27 protein-coding genes are annotated in these 26,566 nt (G+C 70.6%); 2 read left to right on the plus strand and 25 right to left on the minus strand.

Annotation, left to right across the window (positions count from 1 at the left end; genetic code table 11):
* Positions 1–190 precede the first annotated feature (190 nt).
* The 21 genes from LE181_RS21160 to LE181_RS21260 all read right to left on the minus strand — a co-directional run bounded on the left by LE181_RS21160 (position 191) and on the right by LE181_RS21260 (position 17,357).
* Positions 191–2,248 (minus strand): ABC1 kinase family protein, encoded by a 2,058-nt coding sequence (locus LE181_RS21160; RefSeq protein WP_225662894.1) that lies wholly within the window; start codon positions 2,246–2,248, stop codon positions 191–193.
* A gap of 276 nt (positions 2,249–2,524) precedes the next feature.
* A complete protein-coding gene (locus LE181_RS21165) occupies positions 2,525–2,731 on the minus strand; it encodes an MbtH family protein (RefSeq protein WP_225662895.1) in 207 nt (68 codons plus the stop codon).
* Between the two features lie 48 nt (positions 2,732–2,779).
* A complete protein-coding gene (locus LE181_RS21170; protein ID WP_263869244.1) occupies positions 2,780–3,493 on the minus strand; it encodes a 2-hydroxychromene-2-carboxylate isomerase in 714 nt (237 codons plus the stop codon).
* 26 nt (positions 3,494–3,519) lie between these two features.
* Positions 3,520–4,266: a 3-oxoacyl-[acyl-carrier-protein] reductase gene (gene fabG, locus LE181_RS21175; RefSeq protein WP_225662897.1), complete on the minus strand. Its 747-nt coding sequence runs from the start codon at positions 4,264–4,266 to the stop codon at positions 3,520–3,522.
* Positions 4,267–4,320: 54 nt separating this feature from the next.
* Complete coding sequence (locus LE181_RS21180) at positions 4,321–4,809, minus strand: 3-hydroxyacyl-ACP dehydratase FabZ family protein (protein ID WP_225662898.1); 489 nt, start codon at positions 4,807–4,809, stop codon at positions 4,321–4,323.
* On the minus strand, positions 4,806–5,222 hold the full coding sequence (locus LE181_RS21185) for a 3-hydroxyacyl-ACP dehydratase FabZ family protein (RefSeq protein WP_225662899.1): 417 nt from the start codon (positions 5,220–5,222) through the stop codon (positions 4,806–4,808). The genes LE181_RS21180 and LE181_RS21185 overlap by 4 nt, the downstream gene beginning before the upstream one ends.
* On the minus strand, positions 5,219–5,497 hold the full coding sequence (locus tag LE181_RS21190; protein ID WP_225662900.1) for an acyl carrier protein: 279 nt from the start codon (positions 5,495–5,497) through the stop codon (positions 5,219–5,221). Before LE181_RS21190 ends, LE181_RS21185 begins: the two co-directional genes overlap by 4 nt.
* A gap of 35 nt (positions 5,498–5,532) precedes the next feature.
* Positions 5,533–6,642, minus strand: coding sequence for a beta-ketoacyl synthase N-terminal-like domain-containing protein (locus LE181_RS21195; RefSeq protein WP_225662901.1), 1,110 nt, complete (start codon positions 6,640–6,642; stop codon positions 5,533–5,535).
* Positions 6,643–6,659: 17 nt separating this feature from the next.
* Positions 6,660–7,076, minus strand: a complete 417-nt coding sequence (locus LE181_RS21200) for a hypothetical protein (protein WP_225662902.1) — start codon at positions 7,074–7,076, stop codon at positions 6,660–6,662.
* Position 7,077: 1 nt separating this feature from the next.
* Positions 7,078–7,485 carry a hypothetical protein gene (locus LE181_RS21205; protein ID WP_225662903.1) on the minus strand — a complete coding sequence of 136 codons (408 nt, stop codon included), beginning with the start codon at positions 7,483–7,485 and terminating at the stop codon, positions 7,078–7,080.
* The gene (locus LE181_RS21210; RefSeq protein WP_225662904.1) at positions 7,485–7,838 is read right to left on the minus strand and encodes a DsrE family protein; all 354 of its coding nucleotides are present in this window, start codon (positions 7,836–7,838) and stop codon (positions 7,485–7,487) included. Before LE181_RS21210 ends, LE181_RS21205 begins: the two co-directional genes overlap by 1 nt.
* A gap of 5 nt (positions 7,839–7,843) precedes the next feature.
* A complete protein-coding gene (locus tag LE181_RS21215) occupies positions 7,844–8,863 on the minus strand; it encodes a hotdog family protein (RefSeq protein WP_225662905.1) in 1,020 nt (339 codons plus the stop codon).
* The gene (locus tag LE181_RS21220; RefSeq protein WP_225662906.1) at positions 8,860–9,771 is read right to left on the minus strand and encodes an alpha/beta fold hydrolase; all 912 of its coding nucleotides are present in this window, start codon (positions 9,769–9,771) and stop codon (positions 8,860–8,862) included. The genes LE181_RS21215 and LE181_RS21220 overlap by 4 nt, the downstream gene beginning before the upstream one ends.
* Positions 9,771–10,718, minus strand: coding sequence for a beta-ketoacyl synthase N-terminal-like domain-containing protein (locus tag LE181_RS21225; RefSeq protein ID WP_225662907.1), 948 nt, complete (start codon positions 10,716–10,718; stop codon positions 9,771–9,773). The genes LE181_RS21220 and LE181_RS21225 overlap by 1 nt, the downstream gene beginning before the upstream one ends.
* Complete coding sequence (locus tag LE181_RS21230; protein WP_225662908.1) at positions 10,715–11,854, minus strand: beta-ketoacyl-[acyl-carrier-protein] synthase family protein; 1,140 nt, start codon at positions 11,852–11,854, stop codon at positions 10,715–10,717. Before LE181_RS21230 ends, LE181_RS21225 begins: the two co-directional genes overlap by 4 nt.
* Positions 11,851–13,092, minus strand: coding sequence for a beta-ketoacyl-[acyl-carrier-protein] synthase family protein (locus LE181_RS21235; RefSeq protein ID WP_225662909.1), 1,242 nt, complete (start codon positions 13,090–13,092; stop codon positions 11,851–11,853). Before LE181_RS21235 ends, LE181_RS21230 begins: the two co-directional genes overlap by 4 nt.
* A 55-nt stretch (positions 13,093–13,147) precedes the next feature.
* Positions 13,148–13,399, minus strand: a complete 252-nt coding sequence (locus LE181_RS21240; RefSeq protein ID WP_225662910.1) for an acyl carrier protein — start codon at positions 13,397–13,399, stop codon at positions 13,148–13,150.
* A gap of 327 nt (positions 13,400–13,726) precedes the next feature.
* The gene (locus LE181_RS21245; protein ID WP_225662911.1) at positions 13,727–14,437 is read right to left on the minus strand and encodes an IclR family transcriptional regulator; all 711 of its coding nucleotides are present in this window, start codon (positions 14,435–14,437) and stop codon (positions 13,727–13,729) included.
* A gap of 38 nt (positions 14,438–14,475) precedes the next feature.
* Positions 14,476–15,225, minus strand: a complete 750-nt coding sequence (locus LE181_RS21250; protein WP_225662912.1) for a thioesterase II family protein — start codon at positions 15,223–15,225, stop codon at positions 14,476–14,478.
* A gap of 15 nt (positions 15,226–15,240) precedes the next feature.
* Positions 15,241–16,179 (minus strand): ACP S-malonyltransferase, encoded by a 939-nt coding sequence (locus tag LE181_RS21255; protein WP_225662913.1) that lies wholly within the window; start codon positions 16,177–16,179, stop codon positions 15,241–15,243.
* A 149-nt stretch (positions 16,180–16,328) separates the two neighbouring features.
* Positions 16,329–17,357, minus strand: coding sequence for a polyprenyl synthetase family protein (locus LE181_RS21260; protein WP_225662914.1), 1,029 nt, complete (start codon positions 17,355–17,357; stop codon positions 16,329–16,331).
* 550 nt (positions 17,358–17,907) lie between these two features.
* On the opposite strand from LE181_RS21260, the gene LE181_RS21265 reads away from it, so the two are divergent.
* Positions 17,908–18,240 carry a hypothetical protein gene (locus LE181_RS21265; protein WP_225662915.1) on the plus strand — a complete coding sequence of 111 codons (333 nt, stop codon included), beginning with the start codon at positions 17,908–17,910 and terminating at the stop codon, positions 18,238–18,240.
* Here LE181_RS21265 and LE181_RS21270 read toward each other — a convergent pair.
* From LE181_RS21270 to LE181_RS21285, 4 genes are all read right to left on the minus strand, one after another.
* Positions 18,232–20,055 (minus strand): AfsR/SARP family transcriptional regulator, encoded by a 1,824-nt coding sequence (locus LE181_RS21270; protein WP_225662916.1) that lies wholly within the window; start codon positions 20,053–20,055, stop codon positions 18,232–18,234. The genes LE181_RS21265 and LE181_RS21270 overlap by 9 nt on opposite strands.
* 56 nt (positions 20,056–20,111) lie before the next feature.
* Positions 20,112–20,951, minus strand: coding sequence for a helix-turn-helix domain-containing protein (locus tag LE181_RS21275; RefSeq protein WP_225662917.1), 840 nt, complete (start codon positions 20,949–20,951; stop codon positions 20,112–20,114).
* Positions 20,952–21,015: 64 nt separating this feature from the next.
* The gene (locus LE181_RS21280) at positions 21,016–21,834 is read right to left on the minus strand and encodes a helix-turn-helix domain-containing protein (RefSeq protein ID WP_225662918.1); all 819 of its coding nucleotides are present in this window, start codon (positions 21,832–21,834) and stop codon (positions 21,016–21,018) included.
* 586 nt (positions 21,835–22,420) lie between these two features.
* A complete protein-coding gene (locus LE181_RS21285) occupies positions 22,421–24,499 on the minus strand; it encodes a nuclease-related domain-containing DEAD/DEAH box helicase (protein ID WP_225662919.1) in 2,079 nt (692 codons plus the stop codon).
* 134 nt (positions 24,500–24,633) lie between these two features.
* Between LE181_RS21285 and LE181_RS21290 the strand changes: the two genes are divergently transcribed.
* On the plus strand, positions 24,634–26,421 hold the full coding sequence (locus LE181_RS21290; protein WP_225662920.1) for a hypothetical protein: 1,788 nt from the start codon (positions 24,634–24,636) through the stop codon (positions 26,419–26,421).
* Positions 26,422–26,566: the final 145 nt, after the last annotated feature.

Genomic DNA, 26,566 nt, shown 5'->3' on the forward strand with positions numbered 1-26,566 from the left:
GCTCCCCCTGTCTTTCCAGCGTGCCACAAACCCCGCCTCACCGAAGTCCCGCACCGCAGCACCGAGCCTCGGTAATGTCCACTCCATAACAGCTCATTCGAAGTACAGAGGCAATGGCCTTTGCAGGAAGCTGCAGCTCGGCTCCCTCGTCGTTCCCGCGTCCCGGGAGGGGCGAATGGGGGCATGTGGCCTAGGAGGTCGGCCGCCGCATTGCCGTGTACAACGCCCGGAGCATGAGAATCGCGCTCACCACGAGCACCTGGTAGCCGAGCAGTGGGAACAGCTCCATGTCCTTGTTGACATGGGGGCCGCGTCCGGTGCCGAACACCACCAGCAGCACCCCCATCAGCCCGGTGCAGGCGGCCAGCAACGTGACGGTGATCTGGTGGATGAGTCCGGAGACGAAGCGCCGCTCCCGCTCGTCGGCGAGCACCCGCACACGGACCGCGAGTCGTCCCTCTTCCAGCGAGGCGCTGACGCGGTCCACCCTGCGCGGCAACCGGCGCAGCATCGGCACGACGGAGAGGATCTCCTGGACCGCCCCCCGCGCCAAGGAGGAGACGTCGGACGCGAGCCCCCCTTCCTCCTGCCCCCATGAACCCCTGGTCCTGAACTTCAGCTGGTCGGTGAGCAGGCCGGCGGCCACTGCCCGCGCCTCGTCGAGCATGTTGAAGTCGGGGGCGAGCTGACTCAGCGTGCCTTCGATGGTGGCCAGCGCCCGGAACACCGCGGCGACCTCCGGTGGCACCGCGAGCGCGAAGCGGGCGAAGATCTGGAACAGCGCGGTGAACATCTCGGTGTCGGGACGGGCTCCGAACCCCAGGTGCTGGGCCATGAACTGGCCCAGCTCGCGCTCCAGCAGGCGCGTGTCGGGCATCAGTTCTTCGTTGCTCGTCGCCCGGGTGCCCAGCAGAGCGATCAGCGCATCGTGCAGGCCGGCCGGGTCGCCACGGTCCACGGCCACCAGCATCTCCTGAATGGCCAGCCGGACCGAAGGGTCGATACGACCCACCGAGCCGAAGTCGAGCAGCCCGATCCGCCCGTCGTCGAGCAGCAGCATGTTGCCCGGGTGAGGATCGGCGTGGAAGACGCCGGCGCTGAGGATCTGACGCAGCACCGCGGCGAAGGCGGTGCGGGCGAGCTCCCGGCGGTCCAGTCCCTTGGTGTCGGCGGAGGCTCCCGCGCGGTCGAGGGTGACGCCCTTGAGCCACTCCTGCACCAGGACTCTGGCCGAACTGAACTCGGCGTACACCCGCGGGATCCGTACCGGTGCCTCAGGTTCGAGCCCTCCGCAGGAGCTCGCGACCGCAACGGAGTTGCGGGCCTCGATGCGGAAGTCCAGCTCCTCCTCCACCGATCGGGAGAAGCCGTCGCCCAACTCCTTGAGTCCCAGGGCAGGCGCGGACCGGACGCGGCTCTGGAGGCTGCGGGTGACCGCGATGACGACATCGAGGTCGCGCCTGACCGCGTCACGGATGCCGGGGCGCTGAACCTTGACGGCGACGGTGGAGCCGTCGCGCAGTTTGGCGCGGTGCACCTGAGCGATGGACGCGGCCGCGAGCGGCACGTGCTCGATCCACTCGAAGACGTCCTCGACCGGCCTGCCCAGCTCCTCACGGAGGACCGCCTCCACCTCCGGCCAGGGCGCCGCGGGCACGGCGCTCTGGAGGCGGCTGAGCTCTTCGATGAAGTGCGGGGGCAGCAGGTCGCGCCGGGTGGACAGGACCTGGCCCAGCTTGATGAGTGCTCCGCCGCACTCCTCCAGGGCGAGCCGCAGGGACCTGGCGGTCCTCTCGCCGAACTCACCGGGCTGCAGGGCCCGCTCCAGACCCGTGCGGCCACGCAGCAGACGGCTGAGGCCGTGCCGCATGAAGATGCGGCTGATCTGTGCGTAGCGGCGCGTACGGTCGATCCGGCCGCTCATGGCGCGCCATGCCTGGACGGGCCAGGCCCAGCTGCCGTAGGGGAGAAACACCTCGACCAGTACGAGGGTGCCCATCGCAGCGAGCACGGCAAGCGCGAACTGGAGGCTGAAGAGCGCGCCCATGCCCTGGCCGCTCCGCATCATCGGCTTGGAGGCGACCATGGCACCCAGGCCCACCAGGCCGGCGCCAAGCGCGCGCAACGGGCCGACCCGGACGCCGAGCAACCGCCGGGAGACTGCCGAGAAGCCAAGGACGACAACGACGAACGAAGCCACGGCTATCAGCACGACGATCAGCCCGAGGGATATGTCGTCGATACTCATGACTGCCAACGCGGACATGGAGGCGTTCCCTCGGTGTGCAAAAGGAGATGCGTAGCCGAAAGCCACAACAGTAGACCGAACCCTCCGGGGTGGACCCGGACTGTCAGCTTCATGCAAGCTGGAGGGCCGGAGAAGTTCGTGCGGCGCGCGCATCTGCCGCAGCCTTTTATCCCGTCCGGCGAGCGCCCGCAACACTTCTCGTACAAGTCGTCCGGTTGCGGTCAAGGGGCCCGACGCAGTGGCGTCGAGCCCCTTGATGCCGGTGAACCCGGGGCGTCAGCCCATCGCCTCGACGAGACTCTTGGGCCGCATGTCGGTCCAGTTCTCGTTGATGTAGTCGAGGCACGCCTGGCGCTTGTCCTGACCGTGGACGACGGTCCAGCCGGCGGGGATCTCTGCGAACGCGGGCCACAGCGAGTGCTGCAGCTCGTCGTTGACGAGCACGTAGTAGCTGGCGGTCTCGTCCTCAAAGGGGTTGCTCACGTCGTGATTCCTTTCGTGGAAGAACTGACTGTTGGGGGGCTGAAGGTCCTAGCCGCAACCGCCGGCGTGACCGGCGTCACCGGCGGGCACCAGCAGGTCCGGCTGCACCTCGGGGTCGGGCACCGGACGGGTCCCGGCCGGCTCGGCCTGCGCCCGGACGCTCGCGATGAAGCCGGACAGCCGGTCCGAGCCCCAGAACTTGTCGTGCCGGTGGATGAAGAACGGCACGCCGAACACGCCGTCGCGAGCGACCAGCCGCAGGGCCTCCAGGCCCCGCCGCCGGACGCCCGGGTCGTCGGCCGCGTTCGCCAGGACCTGGGAATCCAGTCCCAGCTCCTCCCCGATCGCGGCGATGGTCGCCCGGTCGGAGACGTCCATGCCTCGCTCCCAACGGGCCCGGTACACGGCGGCGATGAAGTCGCGCCCGCGGCCGGCGTCCTCGGCGACCAGGTAGGCCAGGTGGGAGACGTCCCAGTTGGTCGCCGCGGTGTCGAGCGGCCAGGCGATGGACAGGCCCCGCTCCGTGGCCAGCCGCTTGGCGTCCTGCAGGATGTAGAGGTGCTTCTCCTTGGACATGGGCACGTAGGGCAGCCGGATGCCTTCCTGGGCCAGGAGCCGGGCGCTCTCCTCGTCCGGCTCCCAGTACGGGCGCCACTCGACCGCGTCCGCCACGTCCGGGGCGTTCTCGGTCAGCTCCCGGTAGGCGAGCCAGGAATAGGGGCTGCGCAGGGAGAAGTACCAGCGGGGTGGTTTGACGGCCAACACGACCTCCTCGGTCGGATCCGGTGCTAGATGGTGATGCCGCCGTCGATCTGGAAGACGGCGCCCGTGACGTAGCCGGCACGGTCCGAGACGAGGTAGGACACGAGGTCGGCGACCTCGTCGGCCCGGCCCAGCCGGCCCAGTGGTACCGACTCGAGCGCCTTGTCCTTCACCTGGCCGGTGAGCACGGACGTCATGTCCGTGTCGATGAAGCCGGGTGCGACCACGTTGGCACGGATGCCGTAGCGGCCGACCTCCTTGGCCAGGGCGCGGGAGAAGCCGATGATCCCCGCCTTGGAGGCCGAGTAGTTGCTCTGCGTGGCGTTTCCGTAGACGCCCGCCACCGACGAGATGTTGACGATGGCGCCGCTCTTGCGCTTCATCATGCCGAAGACGACGGACCGGCAGACGTTGTAGACGCCGTCCAGATTGACGTCCAGGACGTCGTGCCACTCCTCGTCCTTCATCAGCAGCAGGGGGTTGTCCCGCGTGATACCGGCAGCGGTGACGGCCACGTCGATGGAGCCGAGCGCGTCCTCCGTCTCCGCGACCAGCTCGCGGACCAGCGCGATGTCGCGGACGTCCACCCGGCGGCTCAGGACCCGCACGCCGGTCTCCTGCACCTCCTTCTCCAGTTCACGGGCGGCAGCCTCGTTCGACTGGTAGCAGAAGGCGACGTCGTATCCGTCCCGCGCCAGTCGCAGCACGCTCGCGCGGCCGATTCCCCGCGAACCGCCGGTGACCAGCGCGACCCGGGATTCGTTCTGTGCCATGGGCTCTCCAAAAACGTTTCGGCCGACCGCACCGGCCGGCAGGCGGTGCAGTCGTCAGGCGGGTGCGGGGCCGGGGGGACGCAGCTCGTCGGCCGGGCGGAAGGCCATCACCGCGCTCGCCACCGTCATCACGGGCTCACCGCCGACCCGGCTCTCCCCTTCGATGATCACGTTGTCGCCGAGCACACGGGAGATGGCCGCCCGGTGCTCCAGGACCTCGCCCGGCAGTACCGGGCGGTGGTATCGCAGTCCGGATACGCTCCCGAAGAGCATGACGTTCCCGTCGAGCACATCGGGGTTCGGCGACTCCCAGGTGGCCAGCAGGCCGGCCGACTGGCACCAGGACTCCATGAGCAGCACCGACGGGTACGCGTAGTCCTCCGCGGCCGCCTCCGGGCCGAGCCGCTGGTACCAGGGCTCGTTGCAGGTGACCGCCTTCACGGCAGTGATCCGTTCGCCCGGCACGATGTCCGTCACCCGGTCCACCAGCAGCATCGGGAACCGGTGCGGCAGCACCTTGCGGATCTCCAGCTGTCCGGTCATGCCGCCCTGCCTCCTCGGTCGGTGAAGAACAGCCGCACCTGGGCCGCGGCACCGCGGACGGTGGTGACCCTGGCGGCGCACTTCCACGTGCCGGACCCACCGGTCCACGTCAGGTCCACCTCCACCCGGTCGCCGGGGAAGACCGGGCTGAGGAACCGGGCGGAGTCCACCCCGGACAGCTCCAGGCGGCCGGCGCCCGGCGGCGGGGTCCGCAACCCGCTCAGATGCACGCACTCGATCACGCAGACTCCGGGGAAGATGGGGAAGCCCGGGTAGTGACCGGGCAGAACCGTCTCGTCCTCGCCGACGGTGACCGTCGTTGCCGCGCTCACCCGACCCCGGTCGTCGGACGACGGGGGTCGGACGACCTCCACCTCCGCGACGACGGGGCTCGCCTGCCGTACCCCGCTCATGCGGGGGAGAGCTTTCCGAGCAGCACCTGGTGGGCGTTGTCCAGCGTGGTGATCCGGCGCAGCTCGTCCTCGCCGAGGCGCACGGCGTACTTCTTCTCCAGCACGACCACCACCTCCAGGGCGACGAGCGAGTCGACCCCGAGATCCTCGATGAACCCGGCGTCGTCCGCCAGCTCTTCGGTGTCGATGTCGAGGACGTGCGCGACGGTGGCGCGCAGGTCCTCCTTGTCCAGCGACGCGAGGGGGCCGGCGGAATCCGTCTGCGTGATGGTCATGGCTATGTCCGTCCGTAGCGATGGTGGGTCAGTGGTCAGCCGAGGCGGAGGAGGGCGCAGCCGACGGCTCCGTCCCGGTCGACGGAGGTGACCAGGGCGACCTTGCCGGCCGCCTCGGGGTTCCCCTCGGCGTGCGCCAGCACACCGGCCACCTGGAAGGCGGCCGCAGCGGCCCCGGTGTCGCCGATCAGCGACGTCTGCGTCAGGTGCAGGGGCGTCGCCCCGACGGTGGCCTCCTCGACCGCCGCGCGTTCCTGCTCGCCGGCCCGGCCCGGTGCCTCACTGGTCGAGACCGCCCAGATCTCCTCGGGACGCACCTGGGCGCGGTGCAGTGCCCGGGTGAGGCCGGCGGCCAGCGCGGTGTGGATTCCACCGCCCAGAGCGGTCCCCATGCTCACGGCCAGGACCTCGGCGAGCACCGGCTGGTCCGGGTCGCCGGTGCCGCCCTGCTCGATCAGCAGCAGGCCGCAGCCCTCCCCCGCCGGCGTCGCGGGGCCGTCACCCAGTGGGTCGCGGGTGTGCTCGTCCAGCCACGACCGGGCATGGGAGAACTCCTCCACCGCGCCGCACAGCACGGTCCGGGCACGGCCGAAGTGCAGGAGTCGGCGGGCGTAGTTGAGGGCGTACAGGCCGGCCGCGTGACCGCCGGCGATGGTGGTGTTGGGACCCTTGAGCTGATGCCAGATCGCGCTCTGTCCGGCCGCGCAGTTCATGACGGCGTTCGGGAAGCGCGCCGGGTCGACGAAGTACGGCTTCTCCCCGGTGAACGAGTCCCGGGTGAAGTCCATCTGGCTCTGCACACTGCCGGTGGTGGTGCCCAGGACCAGCGCCGCGTCCTTACCGGTGGCCACCTCCCGGTTGCGCGGCGCGTCGTCGAGCAGCCGGCTCACCGCGGTGACCGCGAGACCGGTGACCCGGTCCATGGACCGAGTGCCCTTCTTGCCGAGCACTGCACGGATGTCGAAGCCGGGTACCAGGCAGGCGGTGTCGCCCGCCGCCTGCCACTGCTCCCGGTCCAGCGGCGCGGCCGCCCGGCGGCGCTCCTTGAGACCATCGGCAAAGGCGGCGCGGCCGATGCCGAAGGGCGACACCGCCGACCAGGCGGTGATGACCGGTCGATTCCTGAGAGCTGTAGCCCCACTCATGTCTGCTCCGTCACCTTTCACAAGAAACACACCATCCGGTAGGCGGCCCACCGGGCGGCTGCCTCGTCCGCGGAAATCCTCTGCACGCCGTCCAGGAGACGGTCTTGGTCCTCAAGGCCGTACGCGGCCAGACCGGGTTCCTCGGCGTACACACGCAGCCCGGCATCGAGCAGTGTCCGCACGTCAGCGCGCGGATCCGTGAGCGTGTCGACCACCCGGGCGCCGAGCCGCAGCGCCGGCACCCGGGCATCGCGGGCCGCGTAGGTCACGGCCTGACCGCGGAGCAGGATGTCCATCCCGCCCAGCTGGCGATGCAGCTCGGACGCCAGGTACAGGGCGTCCACGAACTGCTTCTCCACGGAACCCCGGTAGGCGCGCTCCACGATGGCCAGTACGCGGGCCCGTTCGGGTGCCTGGTTCTCCTGGTCCGGCATCTCAGATCACTCCGACCATCAGCGTCTTGTCGGCTGCGGCACTGTTGGCGGCGAAGGCGGAGGGCCCGCGCATGACGACCTCCGGGAGATGGGCGTGGGCTCCCCGGTCGTCGCTGCAGAACCGGCAGCCGTACCAGTAGAGCTGGTCGGGGAAGGCCGCCAGCATCTCCCGCACCAGCGTGGCCGTGGTCGGGTAGGAGGCGGTCCAGTCCGCGAAGTTGCGCGGCTTGTTCTCGCCCAGTGCCTGCTGCGTGAGCAGGGTGGCGTGGCCGCATGCCCACACCTGTACCCGTCCGCCGCGCTCCAGCATCGCCTGGACCAGCCGCAGCACGCTCGTCACCTGGTCCGACTCGTGCGGTGCGCCCATGAGGATGAGCAGCACGTCGGTCCTCGGAATCCGGCGGGCCATCAGTGCCACACGACCTTCACGGCGGGGTCGAGGACCGCTTCGGCCACCGCGTCCATGTCCGTACGGCGCACCGAGGGCATCAGGGTGCCGCCGTCGAGCCCCCGCTGGGCGAGCGAGAAATCGTCCGCCCACACGCGGCCACCGGCCTCCAGCAGGGCTTCGAGCTCCTCCGAGCGGCCCGGGAGGGCCAGGGCCACGGCGTCCTGGATGAGGAACAGCACCACGGAGTGGCCCAGGCGTGCCTGGGTCACCGCGTCGCGCCGGAACCCGGTACCGTCCGGCGGGGCGGCGGCCTGGCTCTCGATCAGCAAGTACGCCACGGGGCCGGCGTTCTTCTCAGGTGCGTTCATCACGTCGTTCAGGCTTCGCCGCGGAGCGCCTTCGAGACCCGCTCGTCGAAGGTGACCAGGTTCCAGTCGCGCCGGTTGTCGATCTTGGCGTAGCCGTGGGTGACCTTTCCGGTAGCAGTCTGGACGAGCTTGCCGTCGCGCACCACGTAGCAGTCCATGCGGGAGGTGTAGGTGAAGTCCTTGAAGATGTTCTCGACGGTGTAGATGGTGTAGAGCTCCTCCTCCATCAGCGCCTCGTCGATGATCTGGATCCGTGAGTGGGGGCAGGCGGGGATCCACCGGCGCTCGTCCAGCAGGGACTTCACGGAGATGCCGCGGTCGGCGAGGAAGAGGTCGACGACCTCCTCCATCTGCCGCAGGTAGCTGGACATCTGCAGGCGCTCGGAGAAGTGGCAGTAGGGGTAGGGGATCCGCCACTTCCAGCCGAAGGAGTTGGTGCCGGCCGTCAGCAGGTCGAGGACCGGGTCGGGCCCGGTGGTCCCACGACCGGACGACAGCGCGGTGTTGTCCGCCGACAGGTCGACACCGGACAGGTCGGGGAGCTCGGGCAGGTGGGTGACGGGGGTGCTCAGGCGGTGGCTGACGAACCGGGCGAGCGCGGCCGGCGGCTCGCCGGCCTCCTCGACGTAGCTGTCGGAGCGCAGGACGACCTTCGCCTTGGCGGTGATCGCCTTGGTGTCCGGGTCGCCGTCCCGTTCGGCGTGCAGCGCCACCGTGAAGGAGATGAAGTCGTCGTCCCCGGCCGACGGAACGACCTTGGCGACGACGGTCTCGTCCATGTACAGCGCGGTCAGGATGCGGGTGTCGAGGTCGACGAGGTCAACGCCGAGGCCGTGCTCCGCGTAGAGCGCACGGGCCGGCAGGCCCGCGGCGGCGAAGTGGTACAGGATGGCTTCCTCGACCAGGTAGTTGATGTGCTTGAAGCCGATCCAGGTGCAGATGTTGGAACCCTCGTAGCGGGTACGCAGCGACGCGGTCGTCTCACTGGTCAGGAGCGTCTTGACGGCGCTTTCGGTCACGGTGGTCATCGATCGTGCTCCCCTGATGCTCTGAGGCCGGTGCCGCTGGGCGGGCACGCGGCCGACGACGTGCTGACGAACTGACCGACGACCGCAGCGAAACGCTGCGCCTGTTCGATCATCAGAAAGTGACCGCAGTCCGGCAGGAGGCGGAACTCGGCGTCCGGCAGGTCGGCCGCAAGGCGTCGGCCCTCCTCCGGCGGTGCTGCGAAGTCGTGCTCGCCCGCTACCACCAGGCAGGGCACGGTGAACAGTCCGGTGGCCAGCCGGGGCGTGGCCAGGTACGTCTCGAAGAACCTCAGCCACCCGTACGGGCCGACCCGGTCCCGGACCCGCTCGCCCAGGGCATGCCGGTCCTCCTCCGGGAGGCGTTCCCCGGAGTGCACCCGGATGCCCTCGGCCATGAGACTGTCGAACCCGCCGATGGACGAGGTCAGGGTCTCCCAGTCGAACTCCTCGGGCGTGCGCCGGTAGAAGGGGGACACCAGCACCAGGGCGCGAATGCCGAACTCGGCGAACGGGTCGACACCCTGACGGAGCCGCCGGTCAAGGAACTCCAGCAGCACATTGGCGCCCATGGAGTGGGCGACGACCACCCCGGCTCCGCCGGGCACCGCACCCAGGGCGTCGGCCATGTGGGGCACGACATCGCCCCGCCGGCTCCAGGTGGCCACCCCGTCACCGCGCCAGGGCAGGTCGGCGGTCCACACCTCGGGACCGCCGGCCCGCCGACCGTGCTCGATGTACGCGTCCCACACGCTGCCGCTGTTGGCCAGGCCGTGCAGCAGCAGCATCCTGCCCTCGCACGCCTCGCCGGCGGTACGCCGCTGCACGATCACCGGAGCGGGGGCGCCGGCCGTCACCGCGGCGGTGACGGGCTCCTCCTCCGGGACGAGCACGATGCTGGTGACGGGCATCAGGCGGCCACCGGCGGGTACAGGGTCAGCCCCGCGCTGGCGTCGTCGGCGTCGGTGCCCGCCGTGGCGAGCACCGGGCCGTTACCACCACGTGTGAACCAGCCGGAGGCCGCGGCGCACTGGAGGATGCCCAAAGCCCCGGAGGCGACCCCGAAGAGGCGGCCGAGATCGTGCCGGGGCACGCCCTTCAGCAGGGTGTCCGGGAGTGTCGCCGACGCGGGCTCGGGCACCTGCCACAGGGCGGGCCGGTCACCGGCCGCGGTCTCCAGCCGCTCCAGACAGGTGCTCAGGCCGCCGCCGCGGACGTAGCCGCCCAGCACCGCCGACGCGGTCGCGCCGCGGCCGGCGGCCGTCGGCCCGCTCTCCAGGACCAGTGCCACCGCACCGTCGATGGTGCGGGCACCACCGAGGAAGTCTCGCACCGCCTCGTTGTCGGGTTCGACGCCCAGGACCAGTGCGTGGGAGGCGCGGCCGGCCTCGATCAGGGTCTGCGCCCAGTGGACGGCGTCGAGGCCGGACGTCGCGCCGTTGCACAGCATCAGGTTGGGGCCGCGCAGTCCGTAGCGGATGGCGACGGACGAGGCGACGACGTTGCTGGAGGCGTTCGGCAGGTCCATCGGGCTGCCGGACGCCGCGGTCTCCCGCGTGATGGTGTCCATCGCCCGGCAGATGGTGTCGAGATTGCCGTAGTTGGAGCTGACGACCACCGCGACGCCCGCTGCGGGTACCCGCAGTCCGTCGTCGTCCAGCAGCCCGGCGTCCCGCAGTGCCGCGCCCGCGGCGCAGTAGGCCAGCTGGGTCGCACGGTCCTTGTACCGCAGTCCCTTCTTGCCGAGGAGATCCTTCGGCTCGACGGCGGGGGCGTCCGCGGGCCCCGGCTCGATCAGCCCGAGCGCCGACCCGGCACGGGGCAGTACCACGCCGACTCCGCTCACCACTGTGGTCATCGGACCGCCTCCACGATCGCCACGGCGTTGACGCCGCCGAAGCCGAATGCGTTCAACTGGGCGGCCGTCATGGAAGCGTGGACGGCCTCGCCGGTGACGAACCGGAAGCCGGCCGCCTCGTCGACGGGATCGTCCAGGCCCACGGTGGGCGGTATCCGGCCCTCGGCGAGCGCCCGCAGGGCCACGACGAGATTGAGCAGACCGGAGGCGCCCGAGGTGTGACCGGTCATGGACTTGGTGGCCGTCATCAGCGGCTTGTCCGCGTCCGGGCCGAAGACGTCGGCGAGCGCAATGGCCTCGGTCTCGTCGTTGAGCAGGGTCCCGGTGCCGTGCACCATGACCAGGTCGATGTCCTTGGGCTTCACGCCCGCCCGGGTGTGTGCCTCCCGGATGGCCGTGGCGATTCCGACGGGATCCGGCGCGGTGACGTGGAAGGCGTCGCAATTGATCGCCACACTCCGTACCCGCCCGTGGACCGGGGTGCCCGCGTCCGCGACGCGCTTGAGCACAACGGCGGCGGCCCCCTCCCCCATCAGTACGCCCGCACGGTTGCGGTCGAACGGCCGCACCCTCTCCGGCGGCACCGGCTGTACGCGCTCCAGAAGCCCGTACATGGTCTCGGTGAGTACGTCGACACCGGCGACGATCACGGTGTCCGCGGCCCCCCGGGTCAGCAGGTCGGTGCCGAGGGCGAGAGCGTACAGCCCGGCCGAGCAGGCATTGGAGAAGGTGTGGGTGTCGTCCGCACCGAAGGCCGCGCGCAGCGCGGTGCCGAAGTGCAGCTCACCGGCCCCGAACGCGACGCCGTCGCGCTGCCACAGCTCCACCGAGCGCAGTTCCCGCAGCCCGGTGCCGATCAGGACCGGGATGCCGCCCAGGTCCTTCTCGTCGAGGCCCGCGTCGCGGGCCGCCTGGCCGATCGCGTCGATGAGCAGCGCGGTCGCCCGCCGGGGGACGTCCGTGCCGGTCCCGGGGCGGTCGTCGACCTCGTAGGCGTGGCGGGCGCTGTAGCGGCTGTGGTCGAAGCCGCGCAGCTCGTTCACGCCGGAGCGGCCCGCGCAGAGTGCGGCGAACAGTTCGTCAGTGTCGCGGCCCACGCTGGCCACGGCGCCCATGCCGGTCACGTCCCAGCTCATGACGGTCCCCCGTCGTACCGGCCGAGCAGCACCACGGCATTGTTGCCGCCGAAGGCCAGGCCGTTGTTCTGGACGACCTTCAGGTCGGCCTCGATGGCGACGTTGGGCACGCAGTCGACGTCGCACTCCGGGTCGGTGGTGGTGTGGTTGATGGTCGGCGGGATGAACCGGTTGGTGATGGCCAGCGCGCAGCCGATGGCCGACAGCGCGCTGGCGGCACCCATGGTGTGGCCGATCATCGACTTCATGGAGATCGTCTTCGGCGGCCGGGCTCCGAAGACCTCGCGGATGGCACGCGCCTCGGTGACGTCGTTGGCCTTGGTGCCGGTGCCGTGCGCGGAGATGAGGTCCACCTCGTCGGGCTTGATGCCGGCGTTCTCGAGGGCCAGTTCCATGCACCGGCCCACGCTCTCCTGGTTCGGCGCGACCTGATGGTAGGCATCACAGTTGAGGCCGTAGCCGAGCACCTCGGCGTAGATGCGGGCGCCGCGGGCGAGCGCTGAGTCCAGGCTCTCCAGGACCAGCACCCCGGCGCCCTCGCCCGTGAGGATGCCCTTGCGGTCCACGTCGAAGGGCATGCAGCGGTCGGGGGCTATCGTGCCGAGCCGGTAGAACCCGGAGAAGGTCTTGCGGCACATGGCGTCGGCGCCGCCGCACAGGGCGTACTCCGCCTCGCCGGAGCGGACCGCGTCGTAGCCGTAGCCGATGGCGTAGTTGCCGGCCGCGCAGGCGGTGGGGATCGTCACCGCCTCCACGTCCGACAGTTCCAGCTCCTGGGCGATGGCGGCCGACAGGCGGCCGGCCGGAACGCGGCGGGCGAGTTCGGGCGCCATGTGTTCGGGACCGTGCAGGATCTCGGTCTCGACCAGGTGGTCGAGGTCCCGCGATTCGCCGTCGGTGGTGCCGATGGAGACGACTCCGGGAAGCGACCGCCACTTCTGGAGGTCCAGTTCCGCGTCGTCGATCGCCATCCGGGCCGCGGCAACCGAGTACTGCGTCGCCCGGCCGAGTTGCTCGACGGGCAGGTGCCGGATCCATTGCCCGGGCTCGAACTCGGCGACCTCGCAGCCGTTCGCATGGTCGAAACCTTCGACGTCGAACACCGTGATCGGCTTGGCTCCGCTGCTTCCGCTGCGGAGTCCCTGCAGGAACTCGGTGGCTCCCATACCGATGCTGGAGACCACTCCGAGTCCGGTGATCACCACTCTGCGCGGGCTCGCGTGCCCCGACTCTGCCATCCCGATCTCTCCGTCCGCTGTTTCGGCCGTGCCACGCTCGTACAAAGGCGCCGCTCTACCAGCCGGCGGACTCCGCAACGACCTCGTAGACGCCCTTGAGGTGAACCATCCGGGCGAGCTCCGACTGGTCGATGGTGATGCTGAATTCCTTCTCCAGACCGGCGAGGATCTCGATGGAGCGGAGGGAGTCAGCCGCGTGGTCCTCCTTGAAGAGGCTGGTCTCGGTGACCTCGTCCTCCTCGATCTCAAGGATGTCGCAGACAATCTCCTTGATCTTCTGAACCCGCTCCTCGTAAACCGCGCTCATTACGAATACACCCACTTCCGGAAACGGCACTTTCGGGCCACTTGTTTCGAATCCTGATCGCGAATCTTTCTACGACACCCAGAGGTGGTGCGCAATGGCGACTGCATAAAGCTGCCACCACTGACGGCGCATGGCGACCACGGAGATCGCCGCACAAAACAGAAGCGGGGCCTGTGTCTCGGGGGTAAGACGCCAGGCCCCGCAGTCGGGCGGACCACGCCGGCCCGGGGCCTTGGGCCGAAATGTCACCGAAGACTTTGTACGGCACCGGAAGACACAGCGGCAAGGGCCCTTACAACAAGCTGCCACCCGTTCTGAATATCCAGGTCAGTAGGCGGATTCCTTCGTGCAGGAATGCAGCACCGCGTCCCCGATCCGCACGGCCGAGTCGATGACCGCCTCGCTCAGCATCCGTCCGACGCTGTCGGACATCCGCGCGTGCGCCCCCGACACCGCGAGAGCGGCCACGACCCGGCCCTCCCGCACCCGCACCGGCGCCGCCACCGTGCGGGTACCGGGCGACATGTCGTCCGGCCCGTAGGCCCAGCCGCGGCGACGCACCTCCACGAGCTGACCGGCATTGAAGCGTGCGTGGCGCAGACCCCGGTAGATCTCCTCAGGTGTCTCCCAGGCGAGCAGCACCTGGGCCACGGGCCCGGTGTTGGCCGGCTGGGCGGATCCGAGGGCCGCCCCGGTGGCGCCCACCGTGGATCCGTCCGCCACGGCCACACAGATCTGCACCGGCCCCTGCCGCCGGAACAGCCGGACGTCCAGTCCGGTGAGCGCAGCGAGTTCCGCAAGCGGAGGCCCCGCGACTGCTTCCAGCCGGTCGCGGTGTGCCTCGACCACCAGGGTGCCCAGTCGGGGGCCGAGGACGAAGCGTCCCTCGACGTCCCGGCTCAGCAATCCGAGTCGCTCCATGGCCCCGACGAGGCGGTACACGGTGGGCCGGCTGATCCCCGTGCGGGCCGCCAGGCCCGCCGCGGAGGCGGGCCCGTCCCCCACGACGCTCAGCAGCATGGATGCCTTGTCGAGCACACGGACCCCGCTGGACGGTGGCGCAGCACTGATCACGTTCACCGTCCCGGGGCCAGCCGTGTGCGGATGTCGGCGATCAGGGGCGCCCGCTGCTCGATGAGGTAGAAGTGGTCACCGGGCAGCACACACAGATCGAAGCCGTTGGGCGCCAGCTCCTCCCAGCCCCGCACAGCCTCCACATCAGCGTCCACGTCGCGGTCACCGACGTAGGCGGTCACGGGACAGGGCATGGGCAGGCCGGGACGGGCCGGGTAGCCCGCGACGATCCCGAAGTCGGCCCGGATCGCGGGCAGGACCAGTTCCCGCAGATCCGGGTGGTCGAGAACGGCGCTGTCAGTCCCCCCGAGCCGACGGACCTCCGCCACGACCTCGTCGTCGGTCGTGAGCTCCGGGCGGGGTGAGAGCAGGTGCGGCGGTCTGCGCCCCGACACCAGGAGGGCGACCGGTTCGACTCCGTACCGGGCCTGCAGGCGCAGGGTGATCTCGTAGGCGAGCGAGGCGCCCATGCTGTGGCCGAAGATCGCCAGCGGGGCGTCCAGGAACGGCCGCAGCTCATCGGTGATGACGTCCGCGAGCGGTTCCATCGCGGTGACGAAGGGATCCGCGATCCGCTCCTGCCGGCCTGGATAGCGGGCGGCCAGCACCTCCACGTCGTCGCCGAAGGCATGTCCCCAGGGGTGGAAGAAGGCTGCGGAACCTCCGGCGTGCGGAAGGCAGAGCAGTCGCAGCCGGGGCGGGGCCTGCGTAACGTAGCGGCGCAGCCAGGTGCTTTCCATGTCCACTGCCATCGTGCGTCGGTCTCCTCACTCGGTGGGGGCTCGGTCCAGGGCGTCGGGTCGGTCCATCGACAGCACTTCCGTGTCCGGGACGATCCGGCGGATCAGACCGGCCATGGTGCGGCCGTGGCCGAGCTCGACGAGACGGTGGCAGCCGAGCCGGCCGGTGAGGGTGTGCACGCTCTGCTCCCACAACACGGGAGAGGTCAGCTGACGGATGCCGAGCTCGACCCAGTCGCCGTCACCGGAGTAGGGCTCGGCGTCCACGTTGGACACCACCGGAAGGTGGACCGGGGCGAAGGCGGTGTTCTTGAGCGTGATGCGCAGCGCCTCGGCCGCGGGCTCCATATAAGGACTGTGGAACGCTCCACCGACCTGCAGGCGGATCATGCGGGCGCCGACGGACGACGCCTGGCCGGCAATCTGCTCGATGCCTTCGGGGGAACCGGAGACCACGGTCTGACCGGGCCCGTTGATGTTGGCGACCCACACCGGGTGACCGGCCTCCCGTACCGCGCGGACCAGGCTCTCGACCTCGGGGAGCGGGGCCGCGACGAGAACCCCCATGGTGCCTTCCCGCTGCTGCGCCGCCTCCCGCATGGCCCGGCCGCGCGCGGCGACCAGCGCGGCGGCGTCCGGCAGGGAGAGGGCCCCGGCCGCAGTGAGCGCGGCGTACTCGCCCAGACTGTGGCCGGCACACGCCACCACCGGACCACTCAGGACGTTGCGTCGCACCGCCTCTGCGTGCGCCATGACCGCGACCGTGAAGACGGCGAGCTGGGCCAGATCCGTGCGACGCAGCGCCTCGGTGGACGTCCTGAGCAGCAGTTCGACGAGATCCTCGCCGGTCGCGCGGGAGACCTCCCCCGTGATGTCCCAGGAATGGGTGTCCCGCCAGGGTTCGCCCATTCCCTGACGCTGGGTTCCCTGTCCGGGAAACACCAGGCCGATCGGCCGTGAATCCATTGCCCAACCTTCCGCACAGCGTCCACCGGACGGCGCGCGGTCGGCCGCCGGGCGGATGAATTACCCGGACGGTAATTCTCCGAGTGGCACTCATACAACTGCCTCTCAGCAACGGCGGCAATCGATCTTTCAGGAAGCTGCCATGCCGGCTATTCGGTACGTGAGGCCACGAAGCTGCAGAACCCCTCAAGAACTTGGATGGCCGGGCGGTCCGGCAGGTCGCCGACGAGGGACAACGCCTGCGTGAGCCGTCCCTGCATCATCGACCGGGCATCGTCCATTGCAGTGGAACGCCTGATGAGCTCCAGGGCCCGACGACGTGCCATGGCATCGGAAAGCGGTCCTGATTCCAATAGCTCGCGCAGCTCGCGCCCGTGGGGTCGCTCGTCGGCCAGGGCCATGAGAACGGGAAGGCTGGCCACCCCCTCTGCGAGGTCCTTGCCCTGCTCTTTTCCCAGGGTTTCCGACGACGACGTGATGTCCAGAATGTCGTCGGATATCTGGAAGGCAACACCCAGGTGCTCTCCGTACGCCGCAAGGATCTCCATCGTTTCGGCACTCGCACCGCCTTCCATCGCTCCGATCCGCAGGGCGAGCGAGAGCAGGGAGGCCGACTTGTCGGATATCACCTTGAAGTAATGGGCCAGCCGGTCCTCCCCGGGGGCAGGACCCAGCAGTTCGAGCATCTGGCCCTCGACGAGCCGGTCCGAGGCGTGCGCCTGCAGCCGGACGGCCTCCGGGCCCATGTCCGCCACGAGGCGCGCCGCCTTGCTCAGCAGCCAGTTACCGCACCGCACGGCAACTGCGTTGCCCCACTTGGCATTGGCACTGGGCACACCGTGCCGTACCCGGGCGTTGTCCATCACGTCGTCGTGGTACAGGGACGCCACATGGATGAGTTCACTGACGGCCGCGGCTTCGACTCCGTCCCGGCCCGATCCGTCGCCGAATTCGGCCGCGACCAGTGCGAGCAGCGGGCGCATGCGTTTGCCACCGGCGGCGATGAGGTGCCCCACCGCCTCCGAGACGAAGGCGTCCTGCGCTTCACCGATGCACTCACGCAGCCGATCCTCCACCGCGTCCAGCCGGCGGCTCAGCACTTCCGCCAATTCCGCCTCGTCAATGGCGAGCCGGGAAACCATGGAGTGCCCGCGCACCTCCGCGGCAATGACCGGCATACGTCCCTCCTGAGGTTGCCGAGGGCCGCAATCCCGGCCGTCTAACACATGTCGGCGACGTTATCCGCGCCGAGATCCGGGAGGGATCGAGGTGCCTCCGCCTGTCCACAAGAGGCCACCGGACCCCCGCGACTCATGGGGAGTTCCCGTCCGGTGTGCCGTCGTATGTCAGGAAGCTGCCAGCTTCCCCTGTCCGGACCGGTCTCCATGGGCCGGCAGTGCAAAGATGGACAACCGGGCGGGTCACCGTCGACCGGCCGTGCACCCCCGGCACCCGTGCTGAGACACAGGCGCCCCGGGCCCGGCGCACGAGTCCGAGGTGACCGCAGGGTCCGCCTCCCGATAGCCCCACCCCTGACCGACGATCGGCCTTCGCGACCCGCGGGATCGTGAAGGCCGATTTCTGTGCGCGGGGACATAAACAAGGCCGGCGAATGACCGACCGGATTCATCCGTCCTCGTAGTGAACAGATAGGGAATGCATAGTCCTTTGCGTCATCCTGGGTCCCCGGACCCTGCAGAGGGTCCTCCTATTCCGAAGGAGGGGGAAATGGACGATGACACCGGGGCCGACGTTCTCGCCGAGATGGAGCACGACTACATCACGTGGCTGGAGCAGGGCGGTCTGAGCCGCATGGCCCGGCTGGACGGGCGCGACCTCACCGACCCGGAGGTGCTCGACGAGACGGTCCGTGAGCTCGCTCTGGAACCGGGACGGGCGCAGGGCGCCTCGGGTCCACCGGGCGCCACCCTGACGAGCGACTCGGACCTACGCTGGGCCAATCTGCTGGCCGCATTCATCGAAGCGGTGCACAGCCTCCCGCTCGACGCCCGCGACGCGGGAAGCACGACGAGCGCACACCGGCTCGACGGATCAGTCTGAGCCGGGAACCGCGTGCGGCTGTTCACGGGCGAACAGCCGCACCAGGGAGGGAATCCGGTATGCCGCCCCGCTTCCGGAGGCGGCCCGGACGACCTCGACGAGCATGGCCTCGGCCAGCTCCTCCAGCAGGCCCTCGGCCCGCTCCTCCGGACACCGCAGCAGCCGGGCTGCTGCCGGCGGGGACCAGGTGGCGGCTCCGCCCCGGGAGAGAACGCCGAGTGCGGCGGCGGCTGCGCGGTCGAGCCCGTCCCAGGTGGCTCTCATTCCCGCTCGTGCGTCCAGGCTTCCCAGGCGCAGCTCGTCCAGCCGCCGCTGCTCCGGCGCGAGCCGGTCGGCCAGCTGCCCCAGACCGCGCTGCGGCTGCGCCTTCAGCCGGGCCGCGCACACCCGGAGCGCCAGCGGCAGGCCGTCGCACAGTTCCACGATGCGCGCCGCGGCGACGGGCTCGGCCTCGACCTGCGCCCGCCCGCTCAGTGCCCTGAACAGGCGCAGCGATTCGGCACGGTCGAGCGCTCCCAGCCGGACGACGCGCATGCCCTCCAGCGTGGTGAGCGGCCGCCGACTGGTGACGATCGTGCGGCAGCCGTGACCTCCGGGCAGCAGCGGCCGCACCTGGCGGTCGTCGACGGCGTTGTCGAGGACGATGAGCATCCGGCTGCCGGCCAGACGGCTGCGGTAGAGCTGGGCCCGTTCGTCGAGCGTGGCGGGCAGCTCGTGGCGGTCGGGCAGCAGGGCCCGCAGGAAGCAGGCCAAGGCGTAGGACGGGTCCTTGGGGCGGCCGTCCTCGCTCCCGAGGTCGATGTACAACTGGCCGTCCGGAAGGTCCTGCCGGCAGGCGTAGGAGGCATGCACGGCGAGGGCCGACTTGCCCATGCCGGCTCTTCCGAGCAGGACCACTCCCCGGCGAGCCGGGCCCAGGCCGCGCAGCTCCTCCAGCACCTCTGCCAGCTGGCCGTCCCGGCCGGTGAAGTCGGGGGCATCGAGCGGCAGCATCGCCGGCACAAGCCGTGACCAGGGGCTGCCGGACTCCTTCACGCTCCCGATCCGGCCTGGTGCCGGGGCGGCCGGGGGGACGGCCAGCGTGACCGCCTCGGTGGCAGGAGGGTCGGGCAGTCCGCCCGTGAGCACGTCCCGGTGGATGCGGCGCAGGGAGACTCCGGGGTCGATGCCGAGTTCCTGTTTCAGCACGTGCCGGCCCTGCTCGTAGACGCGCAGCGCGTCGGCCTGCCGGTCGCAGCGGTAAAGGGCCGTCATCAGCTGACCGCGCAGCGCCTCGCGTCCCGGGTGCTCGGCGACGAGCCGGGTGAGTTCGGGGACCACCTGGGCGTGGCGGCCGAGGGCGAGTTCGGCGGCTGTGCGGTCCTCCAGGGCGGCCAGACGGCACTCCTCAAGATGCGGCAGCTCCGCGTCGGCCAGGAAGGTGGTCACTTCGGACAGAGGGTTGCCGCGCCACAGCGTGAGGGCCGTGTTCAGGGTCTCGGCGGCCGCACGGTAGCGATCACCGAGAAGCTGCTGACGTCCTTCGTCCGCAAGCCTCCGGAACGTGTCCACGTCGAGGACGACGGAACGCAGGTCCATGTGGTAGCCGCGGCTCCGGCGGGTGATGCACAGGCCCGGCCCCAGGCTCTTGCGCAGCCGCGAGATGTGCGTGTAGAGCTGTGCCGCCATGGTCGCGGGCGGCTGCCAGCCCCAGAGGAATTCACTGAGCCGTTCATCGGAGAGCACGCGACCGCGGGACAGCAGGAACGCCGCGAGCACCGTCCTCGTCTTGGCGCCGGTGAGCGGTACCGGGACCCCGGAGACCAGAGCCTCCATCGGTCCCAGAATCCGGAACTCCATATCGTTTTCGCTGTTGTCCCGCAGACAGGCCGCTAGCTCCTGCCCTGCTGGGTGGCGGCCGGGAAGAGTCCCAGTTCGGCTGCTCGCACTCCCGCCTGGAAACGCGAGGTGGCCCCCACGAGGGACATGATCTCCGCAACGTAGCGACGGTAGGTCCGCACCGACATGGCGAGCTCGCGGGCGGACACCTCGTCGGTGGCGCCGGCCCGGAGCTGCTCGAGAATGCGCCGGGCGGTCTCCGTGCGGGCGTGGTCGCCGAAGTCGATGCGGTCCGTCACCGCCACGGAGTTCCGCCACACGCCGTCGAAGAGTGTGAGGAGGGGCTTGACGACCCCGGCCGTCCGGATGGCCGAGGCCCGTCGGCCGACCGCCGAGTCGGCGCAGACCAACGCCTCACGACCGTCGACGATGACCCCCGCCAGCAGCGGAATCCTGGCGATGCGCACGTCGATCCACTGGCGCTCCCTCGCGTACCTCCGCACGAACTGCCAGTCGACCATGGGTGCGGTGCACAGGAAGCGCACGCTGAGGTCGCCCTGGCGGGCGTCCAGCAGTCGCGCCGTCGCGGCGATCACGGGGCGGGCGTAGGCGGCCTCCGATGCCAGGACGACGTCGACGCGGTCGGTGGCCTTGGCGATCAGGCGGCAGGAGAGGTCGGTCGCCTCGCCGCCCGCCTTCACCAGGGAGACGAGCGAGCTGCCGTGCAAACGGCCACGGTGCTTGACGACCGTGGACTCGATGAGGGCGCTGACCTCAAGGAGTTCCTGCTCGAATTCGTCGCCCGGGTAGCCGAGCGGCCCATGGCTTCTGCCATCAGCATCGATACCATCGGAACCGGCACCGATATATGCCGACTGCAGCACAAAACTCACCCCGTTGATTCTTAGCAGGAACAGTAAGGAACCGCGCGTGCTCTCGGCGAATCGGACCCGCCGGTCAGTCGCCGGCCGAGAGCAGACCGAGCTCCACGGCTCGCACTCCGGCCTGAAACCGGGACTTCGCACCCAATTCGCGCATTATTTCCGCCACATGGCGTCGATAGGTCCGCAGGGAGACCCGGACCTCACGCGCAGCCACGTCATCCGTGCAACCGTCGCGCAGGCACTCGAGAATGCTTCGAGCGAGGTCGGAGCGCAGCCGCCCGTGCAGCCGCATGCGTTCCGCCGGGGGGACCGCACCGCTCCAGACTCCTGCGAACAGCAGGTCCAGGGCGCGGGCGGCGGCCGGGTCCTCAATGATCATTACGCAGTCGTCGGCCGGCCCGTGGTTCGAGCGGACGAGAACGAGCCGGCCGTCCGCGATCAGCACTTCCTGTAGTTCACCCTCGGTGAGGCGCACCTCCAGGCATGGAATGCGCTCCACCGCCTCGCGCACCGCCGAGGCGGTGAGGGCCTGGACGGTGGACAACAGACGGACGGTGAGCCGCCCTTCGGCAGTCGACCCGAGCCGGTCCAGAGCGAGCGCGCCGGCCTTCGCGTCCTCGATGCGGCCCGGAAGGGCAAGGCTGACGCTGTGACGGGCCCGGTCGAGGAGCATGCCGACGGCGTTGCCGATGGCCTCCTCGTCCTCGGCCATCATGACCAGCGAGTCACGGCCCGAGGTGCGGCGGTGCAGCGACACCGTCGACTCGATCAACTCCCGTGCACGCAGGAGAACGCTTTCGAGGTCTTCTTCCGCACCGTCATCGAGGCGACCCGTAAGGGAACCCGGAACATGAGGGCGTTCCTCAACACGATGCTGCGAATAACTGGACATCCTGGGCATCTCAACCACTCACTCCCCCGATGTGGCGCAACAGGCCCGTTCAGCCCCGCAGCTACCACAAGATGATTGATTGGTGAACCTGATTCGGATGAAAGGGGTGCGCTATGCGGAATTCACCATGCCCTCATCAACCCCCCTGCCACCCCGGCACCCCTAAAGTCGGCTAGGCCCCAAACAAGCCGACGAACAACCGCTCGACTGAGGTTAGATGTGCGCCACATGATCGTCAACGTGGGTCAAATCGCAAAGGATCAACTAAGAGCCAAGTCTTTGCTGGTGGAACGAGTGCCGCCGCCCGCGGCGCATTGACCGTCCACCTCCGCATGTCAGGAAGCTGCAGCCTCCTGCTGCGACATGACGGCCAACTCGGACGCCGCATCGCCTGCCGCACCTGTGGCATGACAGCCAGCTGCCAGCACCAAACACGGACATCCGTTCAATTTCGCAACAGGCTTACCAGACGCACCACTTGGCGCGCCGCTTTGCGGTCGCCGAGGATATGTGCATGCGTCCAGCAATGGCTTGAAACCGCCTATGCGCCGCCGGTCCGGTCACCCACCCGTGCCCGTATCCCCGCTCAGCCCCCCGCCGGCCGGTGCACCGAGCCCAGCCAGAGCGTGTCCCGGGCCCGGGTCATGGCGACGAACAGCCGGGTGCGCGAGAGCTCCTCGCGCTCCTGGGCGATGTCCTCGTCGACGGTGCCGCGCGGCCGGACGGGGTCGTGGTCGGGGAGGTAGACGTGCTTGAACTCCAGGCCCTTGGCGCGCCGGTAGCTGCCCAGCTTGACGCCGGGCACCGGGTGGCCGTCGTAGCGTTCCAGGGAGCAGTGGGCGATGCCCGCCCGGTCGAGCAGCCGCTGGTAGCGGTCGGTCTCCCGCGGGGACCGGCACAGCAGGGCGGAGTCGGGCCAGCTGGCCTCGCCGCGTGCGCGCAGGGCGGCGAGGAGGGCCGCGTCCTGCTCGGCGGGCGTGTGCGAGACGCTCCGCACGACCTGGCCGTCGTGGTAGGTGAGGTCGATGTCGCGCAGGCCCGCCAGCCGGGTGCCGTCGATGTCGTCGAAGGCGTCGTCGGCGACGACGGCCAGGGCCGCGTCGAGCACCTGCCGGGCGTTGCGGTAGTTGGTGCGCAGGACCTGCCCGCGGTCGCCGCGGACGTCGATGCCCGCGTCCGAGAGGCGGAAGCCGCCGGGGTAGACGGCCTGTTGGCCGTCGCCGACCAGCAGCAGGCCGTTGGGGGCGTCCCCCACCAGGGCGTGCAGCAGGCACACGCCGACCAGGGTGAGGTCCTGCACCTCGTCGGCGATGACCGCCGAGTAGGGCGAGCGGCCCGGCCGGGCGCGGGCCTCGGCCAGGGCCAGGGCCAGGACGTCGTTGAAGTCGTGCACCCCGCGCTCGGACCGGACCCGCTCGTACTCCTCGTACAGCGCCCACACCGCCTCGCGGTGCGGGCGGCGGAGGTTGGCGCGCCGGCGGTGGCGGCGCAGCGTGGCGTACTCCTCGAAGCGGGTGATGCCCCGGCCCTTTATGACGCAGTCGATCTCCTCGTGCCAGTAGTACGACGAGGGGTCGATCCTGGACAGGATGCTGTCGCGGCCCCGGTGCAGCCAGGCCCGGTTGAAGGCCGTCCTGGCGCCCTTGCCGTTCAGCCGGTGCGGGATGCCGCGCTCTTCGAGGAACGTCAGGGACCACGAGTGGAGGCTGCGGAACTCCACCCGCTCGGCGACGGCCGGCGCCATTGTGCGCAGGAACGTGCCCTGGACGCGCGGCAGGTTGCTGGCGAACGTGACGTACAGGATCCGGCCCGTCGTCCGCTGCGCGAGGTGCGCGGCCCGGTGCAGGGCCACCACCGTCTTGCCGGTGCCCGCCGGGCCGCTGACGCGCGCCGGGCCCGACCAGTTGCGCCGCACCAGGGCGACCTGGTCGGGGTGCAGGAACGTCATCCACTGCTCGACCGGGCCGCGGCGGGCGGCGTCCATGGCCGCCTCGCACAGCCCGGCGACGTCGAACAGCGCCTCCGCCGGGGCCGCCCGCCGGCGGCCGGTGCGCCCGGCCGGCACGGCGGGCACCGCCGAGGACTCGTAGGCGGGGAACGCCTGCTCCAGGTGGTCGGCGATCGCCCGCACCAGGGCCGGGCCGAGCCGGCAGCGCTCGGCGAGCAGCGCGGGGCCCACCTCCCGTTCGCCCAGCAGGCGCACCCGGCCGAGCGTGCCGCTGAAGGAGCGTCCGGCGAAGACCATCAGCGGCTGGACGGCCACGGGCGACAGACCGAGCGAGGCCAGCGCGCCCTCCGCCACCCGTGTCACCGCCAGCAGCTTGCCGATCTCGCCGTCCCGCCGCTGCCGGCCGGCCGTGAGGTGGCCGTCGCCCGCCCCGGGCGGCGCCTGCCAGTTCTTGACGTCGATGACGAACACGCCGCCCGGACCCACGAGCAGCATGTCGACGTTGGCGGCCCGCGTCCCCGGCCAGCGCCGGTCGACCAGCAGGCGCCAGCCCCTGCGGGTGAGCATCAGCAGCTGCGCGGCGACCTGCCGCTCGCCCTCGCTCGCCGCCTCCCACCGCCGGGCCTCGCGCTGTGCGGCCCTCAACTGCTCGCGCAGCTCCCGCTCGTGCCGCCGCGCCTCTTGCGCCCTCGCCGATGCCGAAACCCCAGCCAGCATTGTCGCCCCCCTGCCCCATACCCCCGATACCCGTATTCCCCCGAACCTGCATATATACACAAAGTGATGATCGCGCTGCGCAGCGGAGTCGCCGCCTCGGGGCCGATCCGGGGGCCGGTATCGTCGGCCGGACGGTGGAACACCCCACTCGCCCACCGGGCGGGGACGGAGAGAGCGAGGACGCGGTGCCGGTGCCGGACGCAGGAACGCCCCGCCCGTCACACCTCCTGCTGAGGGACGACGCCGCACGCTGGACGACGGCGGCGCCGACGCACACCGTCCTGGGCGTCGTCCACAACGTCACGTCCGCGACCCGGCTGCTGGACCTGCTCGCCCCCTTGGAGGGCGACAGCCGCGTCCAGGTCGTCTTCGCCTGCACCGGGTCGTCGGCCTTCGAGGGCGGCATACGGGAGTTCGCCGCGGCACGTCAACTGCCCTGCATATCCTGGGAAGAGGCCAAGCGGCACAAGTTCGACCTGGCGGTGAGCAGCAGCCGGGGCGGCGAACTGCAGGAGATCAACGCTCCGCTCGTCGGGGCGCCGCACGGGGCTGGATACAATAAATACTTGCGCCGGGAGCCGGGAGCCGGGAGCCGGGAGCCGGAAGCCGGAAGCCGGAAGCCGGAAGCCTTCGGCCTTGATGCCGAGTGGCTCACCCACGACGGCCGGCTGATCCCCTCCGCCGTCGTCCTCTCCCACGACGAGCAGCGCGAACGCCTCCGCCGCGGCTGCCCCGAGGCCGTACCGGTCTCCGTCGTCGCCGGAGACCCCTGCATGGACCGGCTCCGCGCCAGCCTGCCCTTCCGCGAGGAGTACCGCGCCGCCTTCGGCGTGCGCCCCGGCGGACGGCTCGTCGTGATCACCTCCACCTGGGGTCGGCACTCCCTCCTCGGCGCGAACATGGACGTCGTGCGCCGCGCCCTCGCCGAGCTGCCCGCCGACGGCTACCGCGTGGTCGCCGCCGTGCACCCCAACGTCTGGTTCGGCCACGGCGGTTGGCAGCTCCGGTCCTGGCTCGCCCCGCACATCCGGGCGGGCCTCGTCGTACCGGCGCCGGAGACGGACGCCTGGCAGGCGGCGCTGGTGGCGGCCGACGCCTTCGTCGGCGACCACGGCTCGCTGACGCTGTACGGGGCGGCGCTCGGCGTGCCCGGGCTGCTCGGGGCGTTCGGCGAGGAGGCGGTGGCCGCCGGCTCGCCGATGGAACGGCTGGGCTCGGCGCTGCCCCGCGTGCGTGCGCACGAGCCGCTGGAGGAGCAGGTGCTGCGGGCGACGGCGGCCCAGCCCGGCGACGCCCGCCTGGCGGAGATCGGCCGGCTCGTCACGTCGCGGCCGATGCGGGCGGCCGCGCTGCTGCGCCGCCTCTACTACGCGCGCATGGAGCTGGACGAACCGGAGGAACCGGCCGTGGCCCGCCCGGTGGCACTGCCGCTGCCCCTGCCCGTGGAGCGGTACGAACCGGCGGCGCCGGCCATGTTCGTCACGGCCGCCGTGGCCGGTGCCGGGCACAGCCGGCGTGTCTCGGTGCGCCGCTACCCGGCGGCTCTCCAGGGCTCGGTGACGGGTCACCTGCCGGACCCGCACCTCGTGGTGTCGGAGGGCGAGCCCGACCCACGCTGGTGCCACGCGGCGGACGTGGTCGTGGCCCGCCGGCCGGGCCCGCCCGAACGGCTCTTCCGGGCGTACCCGGGCTGCTGGGTGGTCGCCGCGCCGGACGGGGAGGCGGGGTGCGTGGCGTACGTGCGCGACGGGTGGCGGGTGACGGCCCGATGGGAGGACGCCGGGCTGTCGGTGGAGGTGGCGGCGTCGGTGCTGTTCGCGGTCCTGGCGGGCGGGGACGGGGGCGGTGACGGTGCCGTCGAGGTCGACGCCGTGGAGGGGACGGACCCGGTGCGGCTCCGGCTGACGGAAGTGTGCCCCTGACCCGCCCTTTCACCGTTTCCTGTCCTCAAACGCCGGACGGGCCGGAGAGGTTGCCGGTCGGGGCGGGCGGGCCCCGGGGTGGGTGGGCCCGGCCCGGGTGACCGCCCGTGCCGACCGCCGCACGCCCGGGAGGCAGGCCGCCGGG

The sequence above is a fragment of the Streptomyces sichuanensis genome (assembly GCF_020328095.1).
In the GTDB taxonomy this organism is placed as follows: Bacteria; Actinomycetota; Actinomycetes; order Streptomycetales; family Streptomycetaceae; genus Streptomyces; species Streptomyces cinnamoneus.